Source organism: Brevibacillus sp. LEMMJ03 (genome assembly GCF_007197875.1).
In the GTDB taxonomy this organism is placed as follows: Bacteria; Bacillota; Bacilli; order Brevibacillales; family Brevibacillaceae; genus Brevibacillus; species Brevibacillus thermoruber.
Genome location: NZ_VKJN01000012.1, coordinates 13305 through 26689 on the forward strand (window position 1 = coordinate 13305; position 13385 = coordinate 26689).

General features: G+C 56.7%; 20 protein-coding genes and 1 tRNA gene. 10 read left to right on the top strand and 11 right to left on the bottom strand.

From position 1 onward, the window contains the following. Positions 1–135: 135 nt before the first annotated feature. Positions 136–288: a hypothetical protein gene (locus FOI68_RS23555; protein ID WP_160297130.1), complete on the bottom strand. Its 153-nt coding sequence runs from the start codon at positions 286–288 to the stop codon at positions 136–138. A gap of 242 nt (positions 289–530) precedes the next feature. On the opposite strand from FOI68_RS23555, the gene FOI68_RS15585 reads away from it, so the two are divergent. Further along, complete coding sequence (locus tag FOI68_RS15585; RefSeq protein WP_029098090.1) at positions 531–863, top strand: winged helix-turn-helix transcriptional regulator; 333 nt, start codon at positions 531–533, stop codon at positions 861–863. Between the two features lie 128 nt (positions 864–991). Here FOI68_RS15585 and FOI68_RS15590 read toward each other — a convergent pair whose 3' ends face one another. Together FOI68_RS15590 and FOI68_RS15595 are read right to left on the bottom strand one after the other, a co-directional pair. After that, positions 992–1528 (bottom strand): ImmA/IrrE family metallo-endopeptidase, encoded by a 537-nt coding sequence (locus tag FOI68_RS15590; protein ID WP_029098089.1) that lies wholly within the window; start codon positions 1526–1528, stop codon positions 992–994. A gap of 110 nt (positions 1529–1638) precedes the next feature. Then, on the bottom strand, positions 1639–1995 hold the full coding sequence (locus FOI68_RS15595; protein ID WP_255433584.1) for a helix-turn-helix domain-containing protein: 357 nt from the start codon (positions 1993–1995) through the stop codon (positions 1639–1641). A 163-nt stretch (positions 1996–2158) separates the two neighbouring features. On the opposite strand from FOI68_RS15595, the gene FOI68_RS15600 reads away from it, so the two are divergent. Both FOI68_RS15600 and FOI68_RS15605 read left to right on the top strand, forming a co-directional pair. Beyond that, entirely contained in the window at positions 2159–2377 is a 219-nt protein-coding gene (locus FOI68_RS15600) for a helix-turn-helix domain-containing protein (protein ID WP_029098087.1), read from the top strand. Positions 2378–2439: 62 nt separating this feature from the next. Then, positions 2440–2634, top strand: a complete 195-nt coding sequence (locus FOI68_RS15605; RefSeq protein WP_029098086.1) for a hypothetical protein — start codon at positions 2440–2442, stop codon at positions 2632–2634. Positions 2635–2700: 66 nt separating this feature from the next. On the opposite strand, the gene FOI68_RS15610 is transcribed toward FOI68_RS15605, so the two are convergent. The 7 genes from FOI68_RS15610 to FOI68_RS15640 all read right to left on the bottom strand — a co-directional run bounded on the left by FOI68_RS15610 (position 2701) and on the right by FOI68_RS15640 (position 8599). Then, on the bottom strand, positions 2701–3618 hold the full coding sequence (locus FOI68_RS15610; RefSeq protein WP_143863696.1) for a DUF7916 family protein: 918 nt from the start codon (positions 3616–3618) through the stop codon (positions 2701–2703). 114 nt (positions 3619–3732) lie between these two features. After that, complete coding sequence (nagE, locus tag FOI68_RS15615) at positions 3733–5175, bottom strand: N-acetylglucosamine-specific PTS transporter subunit IIBC (protein WP_143863697.1); 1443 nt, start codon at positions 5173–5175, stop codon at positions 3733–3735. Between the two features lie 240 nt (positions 5176–5415). After that, entirely contained in the window at positions 5416–5679 is a 264-nt protein-coding gene (locus tag FOI68_RS15620) for an HPr family phosphocarrier protein (protein WP_029098083.1), read from the bottom strand. Next, entirely contained in the window at positions 5676–6185 is a 510-nt protein-coding gene (locus FOI68_RS15625) for a PTS sugar transporter subunit IIA (RefSeq protein WP_143863698.1), read from the bottom strand. Before FOI68_RS15625 ends, FOI68_RS15620 begins: the two co-directional genes overlap by 4 nt. A 131-nt stretch (positions 6186–6316) precedes the next feature. Further along, the gene (glcT, locus tag FOI68_RS15630) at positions 6317–7180 is read right to left on the bottom strand and encodes a glucose PTS transporter transcription antiterminator GlcT (protein WP_143863699.1); all 864 of its coding nucleotides are present in this window, start codon (positions 7178–7180) and stop codon (positions 6317–6319) included. A 247-nt stretch (positions 7181–7427) separates the two neighbouring features. Next, positions 7428–7928: a ribonuclease H-like YkuK family protein gene (locus FOI68_RS15635; protein WP_035296550.1), complete on the bottom strand. Its 501-nt coding sequence runs from the start codon at positions 7926–7928 to the stop codon at positions 7428–7430. A gap of 167 nt (positions 7929–8095) precedes the next feature. Next, positions 8096–8599, bottom strand: coding sequence for a DinB family protein (locus tag FOI68_RS15640; RefSeq protein ID WP_029098079.1), 504 nt, complete (start codon positions 8597–8599; stop codon positions 8096–8098). A gap of 112 nt (positions 8600–8711) precedes the next feature. Here FOI68_RS15640 and FOI68_RS15645 point away from each other — a divergent pair, with 112 nt between their 5' ends. Together FOI68_RS15645 and tadA are read left to right on the top strand one after the other, a co-directional pair. Beyond that, on the top strand, positions 8712–9311 hold the full coding sequence (locus FOI68_RS15645; protein WP_044899295.1) for a nitroreductase family protein: 600 nt from the start codon (positions 8712–8714) through the stop codon (positions 9309–9311). Continuing rightward, complete coding sequence (tadA, locus tag FOI68_RS15650) at positions 9311–9790, top strand: tRNA adenosine(34) deaminase TadA (protein ID WP_035288896.1); 480 nt, start codon at positions 9311–9313, stop codon at positions 9788–9790. The genes FOI68_RS15645 and tadA overlap by 1 nt, the downstream gene beginning before the upstream one ends. Here tadA and FOI68_RS15655 read toward each other — a convergent pair. Continuing rightward, complete coding sequence (locus FOI68_RS15655) at positions 9781–10521, bottom strand: pseudouridine synthase (RefSeq protein WP_029098076.1); 741 nt, start codon at positions 10519–10521, stop codon at positions 9781–9783. The genes tadA and FOI68_RS15655 overlap by 10 nt on opposite strands. Positions 10522–10663: 142 nt before the next feature. Between FOI68_RS15655 and FOI68_RS15660 the strand changes: the two genes are divergently transcribed. From FOI68_RS15660 to arsC, 5 genes are all read left to right on the top strand, one after another. Then, positions 10664–10755 (top strand) — tRNA-Ser (locus FOI68_RS15660). A 205-nt stretch (positions 10756–10960) separates the two neighbouring features. Further along, complete coding sequence (locus tag FOI68_RS15665; protein WP_044899293.1) at positions 10961–11371, top strand: hypothetical protein; 411 nt, start codon at positions 10961–10963, stop codon at positions 11369–11371. A gap of 128 nt (positions 11372–11499) precedes the next feature. After that, complete coding sequence (locus FOI68_RS15670; protein WP_035296559.1) at positions 11500–11829, top strand: ArsR/SmtB family transcription factor; 330 nt, start codon at positions 11500–11502, stop codon at positions 11827–11829. Next, positions 11820–12911, top strand: a complete 1092-nt coding sequence (arsB, locus tag FOI68_RS15675) for an ACR3 family arsenite efflux transporter (protein WP_143863700.1) — start codon at positions 11820–11822, stop codon at positions 12909–12911. Before FOI68_RS15670 ends, arsB begins: the two co-directional genes overlap by 10 nt. Before the next feature lie 33 nt (positions 12912–12944). Beyond that, positions 12945–13370, top strand: coding sequence for an arsenate reductase (thioredoxin) (arsC, locus tag FOI68_RS15680; RefSeq protein ID WP_143863701.1), 426 nt, complete (start codon positions 12945–12947; stop codon positions 13368–13370). The last annotated feature ends 15 nt before the right edge of the window (positions 13371–13385 follow it).

Here is a 13385-nt window from a genome sequence, read left to right on the forward strand (position 1 = left end):
TCCTAGCGATATTGTCCCAACAATGTTGGGAAGTTATGTACCGTACCGCGACAAGGCTCTTCGGGAAAGGAACAGCGCGGTGCCACAAACAAAGCGGCCTTCCCCTGCCGCATGGACCGGGAAGGCCGGACGTCCTCAAGCCTCCTCCCAGGGAACGGGACGGGGGGCCGGAATGGGATACTGCTCGGAGCGATCGGGGGTTCCGGCTCGGGTCTTGTCAACGGAACCGACCGGAACCTTGTCTTCCACTTCAAAAATGGCCTTGGCCCTGTCCTTTTGGCCGGGCATGGAGCACTCACCTCCTGACGTTTCCATTCACTAGCATGCCGATCCGCAGGGGGCGGCATACGGGCGGGGGAACGGCCGCGTTTTCCGGCCCCATTTGAAATGGGCTGCAGCCGTAGACGGCAAACGTCATGCCCGCCATTACGGGAATCGACTACACGGCCCATTCCGCCCGATTGTTACAGTCCAGGTTTTGATGCAAGTAAAAAAGAGCGGTATACTGAATGGAGAATGAGGTGATTTCCATGAAGCAGTCTTCTCTGTGCCCGAAGTTTGAAAAAGCCATGCATCTGCTCGGCAAGCGTTGGACAGGGCTGATCTTGCACCAGCTTCTTTCGGGACCGCAGCGTTTTTGTGCGATTGAAGAGGCGCTTCCGATCAGCGGCAGGCTTTTGTCGGAACGGCTGAAGGATTTGGAGAAGGAAGGACTCGTACATCGGGAGGTCTATACGGATTCCGCTCCGGTGAGGGTGGAATATTCGCTTACGGATAAAGGACGCGCACTGGAACCGATCATCAAAGGCGTCGAGAAATGGGCACAAATGTGGATCGAACTGGATCAGGAAGCAGCCAACTGAATGGACCACAAACAAAGCGCCGGACATGTGTTCGGCGCTGATTTATTGGAAAGGACCGCGTCTTTTCGTGCGGGGACGCTTCCCGTAATGGGACATGTTTCGGACATGCTCCGGCGGCAGAGCGGATCTCAAGCGGGACGCGGGCCCCTGCCGTGGAGGCCGGCGACAAACTGGCGGTGCAGGCGTTCGCTGATGATGCGGCGGCGAATCTGGGCGAGCCGTTTTTCGGCGAGCTGCCGGGTCACTCCAAACTCCTGGGCCAGCAAGCAGGCCGGATGGGTCTGGCAGTCGGTGAGTCTCAACTTGGATACCATGAAAAACGGCAGGGCCGCGTAAAGCTGAAACTGCGAAGCCTGAGCCTCCTGCAGGTCGCGGAACGATTTTCTCATCTCAAGCTGTTTCCCGGTGTGACCGCGCAAAATGTGACCCAGCTCATGAAAAAACTGTTCCCGCTGGACCGGCCTGGGCAGGGCGGAATTGATCGTGATGCAGCGGTAGCGGCCGGCTTCGTACCGCATCGACGGGCAAGGGCGGTACACAAGATCAATGCCGAGGGCGTCGGCGACCGCTTCCTCGCGCAGATCTCCCGCATGCCGCATCCCCAGTTCGGCATAAAAAGCGCCCACCCATTTTTCCAGATCCGTTTGTTTGTAATCGCGGAGCATGTTCATTCCCCCTTTTTGCAAAAGAACATATGTTCGGTTTTGCGACAAAAAGAAAATGCCGTGCACGGGACGGGACAGGTGTTCGGAATGGCACGTCCTGCCCCTGCCGGTCATTGTTTGTCCGACTGTCGGGCTTTCCACCGCAAATAGTCGATGTGCTTTTTCACTTCTTCAATCTCGGATGGGCTCAATCCCTCCAAGTCAAAGAACGAAATATGCTCCTCCGGGTTTTTCCGGGTTCCCCACGACGGTGTCGGGTCATCCGTTTTGCCGAGGAGGAAATCGGCGGAGACGTTGAACACATCGGCAGCTTTCGAGAGCAGATGGTTGTCCACGCTCTTTTTCTCACCCGACTCAATCCGCGAGAGCACCGTGTTGTGAATCTGCAATTTTTCGGCCAATTGGATTTGGGACCACCGCCTTTGTTCCCGGAGCCATTTGATCCGTTGACCGACTGTTGACATCATTCGTCACAACCTTTCCGCTATGGCAATAATCATTCTAACAATTTTCCATAACGGAAAACACAACTTTGTTAATTTGACAAAGAACATGTTGACTTTGTGAAAATTGAAACGGTATGATAATGGTTAAGAATTTGCTGATTTGGCAAATAAAGGGGGATGCCGATTGGACAGGGTCAACCTGGAGTTCATCGCAAGACGACGGCTCGAAACGGGGATCACGTTGCAGGACATGGCGGAATCGCTGGGCTTCAAGAACGCGTCTACCTACCTGAAGTACGAAAAGGGCGAGTACGACTTCAAGGCGAACCATCTGCCGGTATTGGCCAGAAAGCTGAAATGCGAACTGCGCGACTTGTTTCAGTGTTTGATTTTGCTGATATGACAAAAAAAGAGGCGAGCAGATCACAGAACGATACGGCGAGAGATCGGTCGGGGGGGAAAGAGGTGGAAGCCCGGGAAGCCAATAAACGGCAGTTGGAAATCTGGAAAAAGACACTGGCGTACGAGCTTGCGATGATGGAGCCCCAAAGCGTTCCTGCCTGCCAGGATTTTCTCCGGCGCTTGGAGTCGTTTGAGCGGGAACTGCAAAGGGAGAGCGAAGCGGCGCTGACCGCCCCGTTTGCCGGGCGGGTGCCGTGATGAAGAAAAGCGGTTTCCCCGAACGGAAGTGCCCGCGGGGAAACCGCTTCGTTGTGCTGCCTGGCGTTACCGCAGGACCGATGCGGCCATCCGCACATAGGTATGCCGTTTTCCGCGTACGGCGATGGAGTAGTGCATGATGTTTTCCGGGATGGCGATGCCGGTGTAGCCAGCGTCGCCGATGTGATACAGATCGGCCCCGGCCATTTTGCTGTTCAGCGCGATCTGGCGAATGGTCGCCTCGTCCGCCCCTTCCTGGCTGGTGCCGGTGGCCAGCAGGGCCAGCGCGCCGTGGCGGTGGACCCGATCGACCATGGCTTTGGCCGCATCAAGCGTGATGCCGGGAATGGTGCCGGGCGAGGGGAGCAGGATGATGTCCGCCCCCGCTTCGATAAATCCGACGATCGTCTGCTCTCCCACCAAATCGCCGCCGGCTTCATCTGCTACGCCAGCGCCGTGCATTTTCCCGGCCATGATCAACATGTCTTCGCCCATGACTTCACGGGCGGTGCGGATCGCCTGCCCGATTTCCCGGTTGGTCACTCCGGTCTTGGGGTTGCCGGTCAGGCAGAGGAAGTCAAATCCGAGCTGTTTCGCCTCGGCAAAGGTCTCCGCCGAGGCCAGCCGCCCTGGGGGCAGGGTGAGCAGTTGTTCCGCCGGTCTGGCCTGTGGATCGACCGGTTCCAGATTGAGGCCGACGGGACGTCCGATGAGCCGTTTTAGCTCGTGTACCGTCTCATCGGGTGCGGAGGCGGTCAGTCCCTCCACGTGTGGCTGAAACGCGTCAAAGAAATTGAGCAGGATCATGTCGGCTCCAAAGGCGGCGGCCAGTTCCGCGTTGGTGACGCTGGGGTAGAGCGGGGCGACGGCGGAGATCACCTCGGCCACCAGCACCCGCCCTTCCGAGGCCTTGATCGCCTGCTTCAAATCCTGCCCGGTCATCTGCGAAAAATCGGAAGCAGTGCAGTCCAACAATCGTTTCATCGTCTTCCTCCCTGTGACAACAATGTCGTGCCGACATAAAGCAGCCCACCCGGCGCGGCAGGGCGCGGCCGGGTGGGAAAGTGCATCGTCGTCTGGCGAGCGTCGATACGGGGCTTACATCTTTTTGATTTCGTCCTTCAGCGCTTCCGACTGGGGACCGAAGACGACCTGTACGCTGCCCTGCCCCAGTTTCATTACGCCGGCCGCCCCGAGATCGCGCAGGCCTTTTTCGTTGACGACCTTGTCATCCTTCAAGACCAGCCGCAGGCGGGTGATGCACGCGTCCACGCTGACGATGTTTTCCTTGCCCCCGATGAGGGCCAGCACTTTTTGCGCCTTTTCCTGCATCGTGCCGCTGCCGGACGCTTGGGCTGCCGTCCCCTCTTCGTCGTCTTCGCGGCCCGGCGTCTTCAGGTTCAGCTTGACGATCAGGAAGCGGAACAGGAAGTAGTAAACCGCGGCGAATGCCAGGCCGACCGGAATGATCAGCAGCGCGTTGGTCGACAGATGGAAGTTGACCAGATAATCGATGAGACCCGCGGAGAAGCCAAAGCCGTGTTTGATGCCCAGGGCGTACACAACATAGCCGGAAATACCCGTCAGGACGGCGTGAACCACATAGAGTACGGGAGCCACAAACATGAACGCGAATTCAATCGGCTCCGTAATCCCTGTCAGGAAGGAAGCCAGGGCCGAGCTCAGGAAGATGGCGGCGACGGCTTTCCGCTTTTCCGGTTTTGCCGTGTGGATAATGGCGAAAGCACCTGCGGGCAGGGCAAACATCATGATCGGGAAGAAGCCGGTCATGAACATGCCGGCCGATTTGTCACCGGCAAAGAAGCGCCACAGGTCGCCGTGAACCACTTTTCCGGCGGCATCGGTAAAACTGCCGATTTGGAACCAGGCGATGGCGTTGAGCACGTGGTGCAGGCCAAACGGGATGAGCAGACGGTTGCAGAAGCCAAAGATGGCCGCGCCGATGCCGCCCAGCCCGACGACCCAGTTCCCGAAGGCGTCCAATACGGATTGAATCGGTCCCCAGACGCAGCCGATGACGATCCCGATAACCACCATGAACAGAGAGGTCACGATCGGAACAAACCGCTTGCCGCTGAAGAAACCGAGCCAATCAGGCATCTTGACGTCGCGGTACTTGTTGTAACAGTAAGCCGCTACACCGCCGGCCAAAAATCCGCCGAGAACGCCCATGTTCAGTTCCACCTTGTCATCGATGAACGGCATGGCGGCGGGCACTTTGGCCAGTACCCCCACCAGCACCTGGTAAGCCAAGACCGCCGCCAGGGCGGCAATCGCGTCCCCCGCAAAACCAATGGCGACACCCACCGCAAAAATCAAGGCCAGGTTACCGAGAATCGCAGTGCCGCCGGCATTGAGGAAGGGAGCGACGTACGTGTTCAGAAAGCCGCCCACTGTGGATCCGAGCGGGATGTTCTTCTCGTAGTCGAGAAGACCGATGGACACCAGCAGCGCCGCTGCCGGCAGGACGGCTACCGGGAGCATGAGCGCTTTCCCGAGCCTTTGCAGAAAAGCAAGCATAGAGAAAACCTCCTTGGGATGAAAGTGATATTCAGAAAGCCGCTCTCCGGCGGAGTTCAGAAAGGAGCGATAAAATAAGGACACAGCCGGAGAGTGACTCGTCTGACGAATGGAGAATAACAGATGAAAACGTTTGCAAACTGGTGACGGCAAAACCGGTGATTCGGTTTTGCCTTTCAGTTAACGGGATACCTCTTCTGCCGTGGACAGATAGAGCGTGTTCCACGGAGGATATACCTGTTACACCTTACATTCTTTGTCGAAAAGCTCCTTGATGGCGGCGGCCACTTCTTCCTCGTCGGCGCCGTCTACCTGTACGGTCAGCACGTCGCCCTGTGCGGCTCCCAGCGTCATGACGCTGAGGATGCTGCGGCCGTCCACCTGTTTGTCTCCTTTGGCCAGCGTGACGGTCGACCGGGATTGAGAGGCCCGGCTCACCAGCAGGGCTGCCGGGCGGGCGTGCAGCCCGCCTTCCGCCGTGACGGTTACCTGAAACTGAATCATGCTGTGCCTCCTTTTACCACGACGTTCATCAGAGGCTCCTGACCGGCATGCACGTTGGGCGGGGCGACCACCTGTTTCTCGGCGACCACATCGCCGTTGGTGATGACCACGGGCGTCACCGTGGCGCATCCTGCCTGCCGGATCGTTTCCAGTTGAAATTCGATCAGCTTGTCGCCGGCTTTTACCTGATCGCCGACGGCCACAAACGGCGTAAACCCTTTCCCTTTCAATTTCACCGTATCAATGCCGATGTGCATGAGAATCTCCAGGCCGCTGTCGCTGGTCAGGGCGATGGCGTGATGGGTAGGGAACAGATGGGTCACTTTCCCGTCGACGGGGGAGACGAGCACTCCTTCGGTCGGATCGATCGCTACGCCGTCGCCGACAACCTGCTGCGCGAAGACCGGGTCGGGCACTTCGCTCAACGGCACCACCACGCCCGTCAAGGGGGCCAGGATCGTCACTTCTTGCTGCTTTTTTTTGCGGGAAAACAAACTGCGTAACATAAGCTCCTCCTTTTGCGTCTGCTGTACGAAAAAAGGCATGAACGGGGAATCCATGCGGCATTCTTGCTATGTCCGCATGCTCTCACCGCTCATGCCTAGTCGAACTAGTAACACGCAGGTATTGATTCTGTTCATTCGCAGGGCTGCTGGGTCAGCCGGAACACGTGCATCGCCATGTACCCGATCTCATCTTCGGGTACGTTCATCTCCAGCCGCTTCGAGATGTGCCGGGCCAATTCCTCGGCCACGGCATAGGCCTCCGGAGCGGTCTCCTTCAACCGGTCCAACAGCGGGTTGTGAATCGATTTCTGCTGCCGGATCCGTTCGCAGGCAAACCGCAGATGTGTAATGAGGCGGACGTAATCGATCGTGTTGCGTTCGATGGATCTGCCCGTCCGCTCCTCGATAATGCCGACCAGCTCGGTGATGATGTTGGTGAATTGGACCGCTTTGCTCACCGGCATATAGCTGACGGCGGAATGGATGTGCAGGGCCAGAAAGCCGATCTCGCTCTCCGGTATCTCCAGGGAAAACGCCGATTTGATCATCTCGGCCGCTCGTTTGGCCAACGCGTATTCCTTGCTGTACAACGTCTGTATCTCAAACAGGAACGGGTTCACGATTTCCATGCCGTTGCGCAGGCGGTAAATAGCAAACTGGATGTGATCCGGCAGGGCGACATGGACGTGTTCGTTTACGTGCGGCGTGATTTCCTTGGCAATCAGGGCAATGATTTCTTCGGCGATCCCTACTACGGCCGAGTCCACCTGGCTGAGCAGGGTCCGGTACTGCTGCTGGTGGTTTTCATTTTCCAAGCGGAAGCGTTTTTCGACACGTGCGTCGTGGGGAAGGATGGTGTTCCCGGGTTTGGTGCCGAAGCCGATGCCTTTTCCGAACAGCACAATCTCCTGGCCGGAGCCGGGTTCTTCGACGAGAACGACGTTGTGGTTCAGAACGCGCGTGATCGTATACGGTTTTTCCTGTTCACGAGACACCCGTTACCACCCACCTTACCAACAAAGAAAGAGCTGAAAAAACCTTTTTTGGGTAAAAAAAGATCTTCTCAGCTCATGCCTGCATTACCAGTAACACGCTTATGTGAAAACGCTTCACTCCATTTTCATGATAACGCACCGGATTGCCGTTGTCAATCATGCAGGGAAAAGACGCGGGCGAAGCGAAATCGTTCCCTGCCGCACAAAAAAGGCGGAAGGCTGGGCAGCGTTCCGCGAAGGGTGTTTCCTATCTGGTAAACTTGTCAGCAATGGTGGAAGCGCAATACGCGTATGGTTTGATTTCCGCCCGGAAGTGGTTGGTTCTTGCTAGACTTAGCAATGACTGGATAAACTTACGGGTAGGACCGTTTTTGCCGATGTCAAAATGCAGGCTGATGGGGATGTCGATATTGCGTTCACGCAGATAGTGGCGCAGTTCGGAAGCCAACCCCACGGCGTAAAACGCCTCCTGGAAAATGCGCTGCTGAAGCGAGGAATAATGCCGTTCCTGAAACGTATGGTAAAAAAACTTGCCGCCGCGACCGTGACGGATCAGCGTGATGACGATGGCAAAGGACGTGCCGCGGTTCCGCAGTTTCGAGTCGGCGCCGACAATGATTTCGTACGTCCCGGCTGTCGAGGATACGGTTTGCTCGATGTTGGAAAAGACGGCTGCCTTGTCCAGAAGCCCGATCGTCGGACTGTGAAACCGGTCGAACAGGACGGGGCTAACAGGGGTTACTCCCACTCACATCCCCCCTCACAGAGGTTGTATACATTCGTGCGCTTACACTGTTAATGTATGTAAACACAAAGAGAGTATGTGAATGGAAGGAGACGAAACCTCGCGCGGAACTCGGCGTTCTTTCCGGAGACGCGGAGAGAGACGGTCGAGGCGGCGGATTGGTTGGGCGATTACAGGGCAGGCGGCTCCATGCCCATCTGGCTCCATTCTTCGCGTGCGGGTCCGTACACGCCCGGCACGCGAAGACCGGCCTGGCGCATGAGGACGGTCATCTGTCCGCGGTGATGGACCATGTGCAGGATCAGCAGGTACAGGGTGAGGCCGTTTGGCCATTGCTCGCCGTACATCTCGCGCACTTCCTGCAGGGTGGCGTCGCTCCATTGGGACTGGATGGCTTCTACAAAAGAAGCGCTGGTTTTGCGCCACGCTTCGGCGATGTCGCGGGCGGAGGACGGCACGGGCTGGTGCTCGTCGGCCGCTTCAAATTGCAGGCCGGTGCGGGACATCATTTCGTGAACGGTGGTCACGATGTGCCAAGCGATCCGGCCCAGCGTGCGATCTTCGGCAGTGACGCGCTGCTGCAGGGACTCGTCGGTACAGGCGTCGAGAATCCGCTGGGTCGCCTGCGCCTCGTTTTCCCATACCTGGACAAAAGACGAAATGCTTGAAAACATGAAAAACCCTCCCTCAATAAAGTGATAGGAACATTTGTTCTCTATTATACTCCAGGTTGGCAGGTTTTATCCAGTTCCTTTCTGTAAAAAAAAAGAAGGAGGTTTGGTAACGATGATGAACAAGTACCTGCCCCAGGTGGAAGAAAACCGGAAAGCGTCCTACGAGGTGGACCCGGTCTTCCTCAATCGCTGGTCGCCCCGTTCATTCAAGCAGGACCCGGTTCCCGACGAGGTTTTGTTCAGCCTGTTTGAAGCGGCGCGCTGGGCACCATCGGCCAGCAACGAACAGCCCTGGCGGTTTATCCTGGCCCGCAGCCGGGAGGATAAGGAGCGCTTTTACCCGTTCATCGCGGACGGCAACCGCGTCTGGTGCGAAAAAGCGCCGGTGCTGGCCCTGATCCTGTCCAAAACGGTCAACGTCAAGGGAGCGCACAACCGGGCCCATGCGTTTGATGCCGGCGCGGCATGGGGATACCTGGCCCTGGAGGCAACCCGGCGCGGCCTGATTACCCACGCGATGGGCGGCTTTGACCCGGACAAGGCGCGCGAAGTGCTGGGCGTGCCGGACGAATACGAGCTGCACGCGGTAATCGCCATCGGCTACCAAGGGGAAAAGGACGCGCTGCCCGAGCATTTGCAGGAGCGGGAAAAACCGTCGGGACGCCGGGAACTGTCCGAGACTGTGTTTGAAGGGGTATTTGGACGCACGTGATGGAGATGCAGGAACACGAGACATACATGAGAGCCGCGATGGAAGAGGCGAAAAAGGCGGCGGCCATCGGCGAGGTGCCGATCGGGGCGGTCATCGTGCGCGGCGGGGAAATCGTCGGACGCGGCTACAATCTGCGGGAGACGCAAAAAGATCCCACCCTGCACGCGGAGATGATCGCCATCCGGGAGGCCAGCGCCCGGCTCGGCGGATGGCGGCTGATTGGCTGCACGCTGTACGTGACGCTGGAGCCGTGTCCGATGTGTGCGGGAGCGATTGTGCAGAGCCGCATCGAGCAGGTGGTGTACGGGGCCCGCGACCCGAAGGCAGGATGCGCGGGCACCTTGATGAACCTGCTGGATGAGCCGCGATTCAACCACCAGGTGCCGGTAGTGGAGGGCGTGCTCGCGGAGGAGTGCGGCCAGATGCTGAAAGACTTTTTTCGCGGTCTGCGGAAGAAAAAACAGCCCGGTCAGGATTGAACCGGGCTGTCCTTCTGGATATGGCGGCGAAGTTGTTCCAATTCTTCCTCGCTCAATTCCCGGAATTCCCCGGGTAAAAGCGTCGTGTCGAGATGAAGCGGCCCCATGCGGACACGCTGCAGGTAGACCACCTGCAGGCCAAACGCGGCAAACATCCGCTTCACCTGGTGAAATTTCCCTTCCATGATCGTGACCCTGACTTCCGAGACGTCGCCGGAGGAGAGAATCTCCAGCTTGGCCGGCAGGGTCGTAAAGTCCTCCAGCTCGACGCCCCGGGCGAACGCCTCCACGTGCTGGTCGGTGACGCGGCCCTGGATGCGGGCGAAGTACTCCTTTTCCACCTTCTTTTTCGGCGACAGCAGGTTGTGGGAGAGCTGTCCGTCGTTGGTCAGGAGCAGCAGCCCTTCCGTGTCGATGTCCAGCCGGCCGACCGGGTGTACCTTGTGGCCCCACTCGTACGGCAGGAGATCCACCACCGTCTCGTGCAGGTTGTCTTCCGTGGCGGAGACGACGCCGGGCGGCTTGTTCAGCATGATGTACAGCCAGCGCTTGTAGTTGAGCGGTTCCCCCTCGACCGTGATCTCCTGCTCTTCCGGTATCACGTGCATGCCGGGATCAGTGGCGACGGAGCCGTCCACTTCCACCAGCCCTTGCTTCACCAGTTGCTTCACTTCCTTGCGCGTCCCCAATCCCATGTTGGCGAGGACCTTGTCCAAACGCTCTCGCTTCAATTGAATTCCCCGTTTCTCATCGTTTTCGCTGTGCTGTTACTATATTGGCCCAACGCCGACGGCAAATCAAGGGGTGGCATGGATTTACTCTTGCGCTTTGGACGATCTTTTGCTATATTTAATTTTGTTTCAAGCACACAGTGGAGAGATACCCAAGTGGTCATAAGGGGACGCACTCGAAATGCGTTAGGCGTCGTGAGGCGTGCGTGGGTTCGAATCCCACTCTCTCCGCCATACAGATTGCAAGCTAAGCACAGGTTGGCAGTATCGTCCAGCTTGTGCTTTTTATTTTTGCGGCAGATTAACAAATTGCCGTGATTTTTTCTATTTTGTAACTGTTATCCAGATGAAAGGAGATAAAATGGAATTGCATGCCGAATCGGAGAGCTCCATTTATTGTTCGGAGCTCTTTTTCACTACCAGTACGAGGTGAAGCACGATGAAGAGAAAACTCCTGTTTGGATGCCTTGTTGTTTTCCTATTCGCCACGATTGCGTTGGACACCATCAAGAAGTCGCCTGTTGAAATAGTGGAAGCTGCTATTGATAAAGTGAGAACCGGTGATGTGCAGCGTTCACAATTGAAACAAGAAGATATTGATAAGATTCGTTCATTTTATCAATTTGCCGATGAAGAAAAACTTGGCCGCCCCAGAGTCGAGGTGAAAGAGGTAACAAATTCAGGAGACGAAGCGCAGGTATTGGCAGCTTTTGAGATCATCGACTATGATCACCACAATCAAATCCGTGCCATTTATGCCGGAAATCTGGTGTTCACATTGCGTAACGTATTCTTTCTTGCATGGGAAGTACAGGGGGTTGAAGTGAAGAGAAAAATGGAGGCGCAATAATGTTTTTATTCACGACATCCAATCACAACAGGATGGATGTGGACACCATTATAAAAAATTACGTATTGATTTTTTGTCCGCATAAAATAACAATATAGTTATATGATCATAATGTATGGGAGGCAGCCATGACCGATCACTTTGAAACCATCGCTGACGCGTTGAAAGCCCTCGCCGATCCCACCCGGCTGAAGATCATTGCCTTGCTGCGCGTACGCGAGTGCTGCATATGCGAGTTGGTGCCGATCTTCAACATTTCCCAACCGGCCGTGTCGCGGCATATGAGCCGCCTGAAAACGGCTGGTCTGGTGCGGGAGACGCGAAAGGGGCAGTGGGTGTTTTATTCGTTGAACGAACATAGACTGGAGGAAATCGGGTTCCATCTGCGTCATCTGCCCGATATGTCCGGCCCACTGAAAGAGTTGGAGGACAAAGGGCTGTTGGTCACATGCGAGTAAAACCGGAAGGAGTGAAAGAGCGAGTGGCTGAGGGTGTGGGGAAGCAATTATCTTTCCTTGATCGTTATTTGACTGTGTGGATTTTTGCCGCCATGGTTGTCGGAGTGGGCGCGGGCGTGTTCTTCCCCGATGTCGTCGCCTATCTCAACCAGTACCAGGCTGGGACGACATCCATTCCGATCGCGATCGGGCTGATTTTGATGATGTATCCGCCGCTGGCGAAAGTTCGTTACGAAGAACTGGGGCGCGTATTCCGAAACGGAAAGGTCCTGGCCCTTTCGCTCGTGCAAAACTGGATCATCGGTCCGGTCCTCATGTTTGTGCTGGCCCTTGTCTTTCTGCAGGGGTACCCGGAATACATGGTGGGGTTGATCATGATCGGCTTGGCCCGCTGCATTGCGATGGTGATCGTCTGGAACGATTTATGCAAAGGAGACACCGAATATGCGGCGGGGCTGGTCGCGTTCAACTCCATCTTCCAGGTGCTGTTCTATTCCGTGTATACGTATGTGTTTGTAACGGTCCTGCCCGGCTGGTTTGGCCTAAAGGGCATGGTGATCGACATCACGATGGCGGAAGTGGCCAAGAGCGTGTTCATTTACCTGGGCGTCCCGTTTCTGGCGGGCATGCTCACCCGCTTCCTGCTCGTCAAGGCAAGGGGGCGTGACTGGTATGAACGCGTGTTTATCCCGAAAATCAGTCCGATCACCCTGCTTGCCCTGTTGTTTACCATCGTCGTGATGTTTGCCCTGAAAGGGGAGGTCATCGTTCAACTGCCGCTGGATGTCATCCGCATCGCGATTCCCCTGCTGATCTATTTTGTCGTCATGTTCTTCATCTCGTTTTTCATGGGGAAAAAGGCAGGCGCGGATTACCCCGTGACGTCAACCCTGGCGTTTACGGCGGCGAGCAATAACTTCGAGCTGGCCATCGCCGTGGCGGTCGGCGTCTTTGGCATCCACTCGGGAGCGGCGTTTGCGGCCGTCATCGGACCGCTCGTCGAGGTGCCGGTCATGATTGCCCTCGTCAACGTCGCCCTCCGGTTTCGGCAAACGTTTTTTCCGCACAAGTCCAAAGCGTGAACGGACAGCAATCGAGAAAAAGGAGAATCGGACATGAACAAAAAACCGCTCGTCTACTTTCTTTGCACCGGAAACTCCTGCCGCAGCCAGATGGCGGAGGGATTTTTGAAAGCGTTGGGCGCAGACCGCTATGAAGTGCGCAGCGCCGGTTTGGAAGCGCACGGCCTAAACCCCCGCGCGGTACAAGTGATGAAAGAAGCCGGTGTCGACATCTCCGGCCAGACGTCGGATGTGATTGACCCGGAAGTGCTGAACCGCGCCGATTACGTCATTACGCTGTGCGGCCACGCGGATGAGCACTGCCCGGTGATTGCCAACAAGCATGTGGTCAAATGGCACTGGGGCTTCGACGACCCGGCCAAAGCCTCCGGTACCGAGGCGGAGATCATGGACAGCTTTCGCAGCGTCCGCGATGCCATCAGGAACCGCATCGAACGGTTTCTGAGAGAAGGCGAATAACCCGAGAGAGAGCAT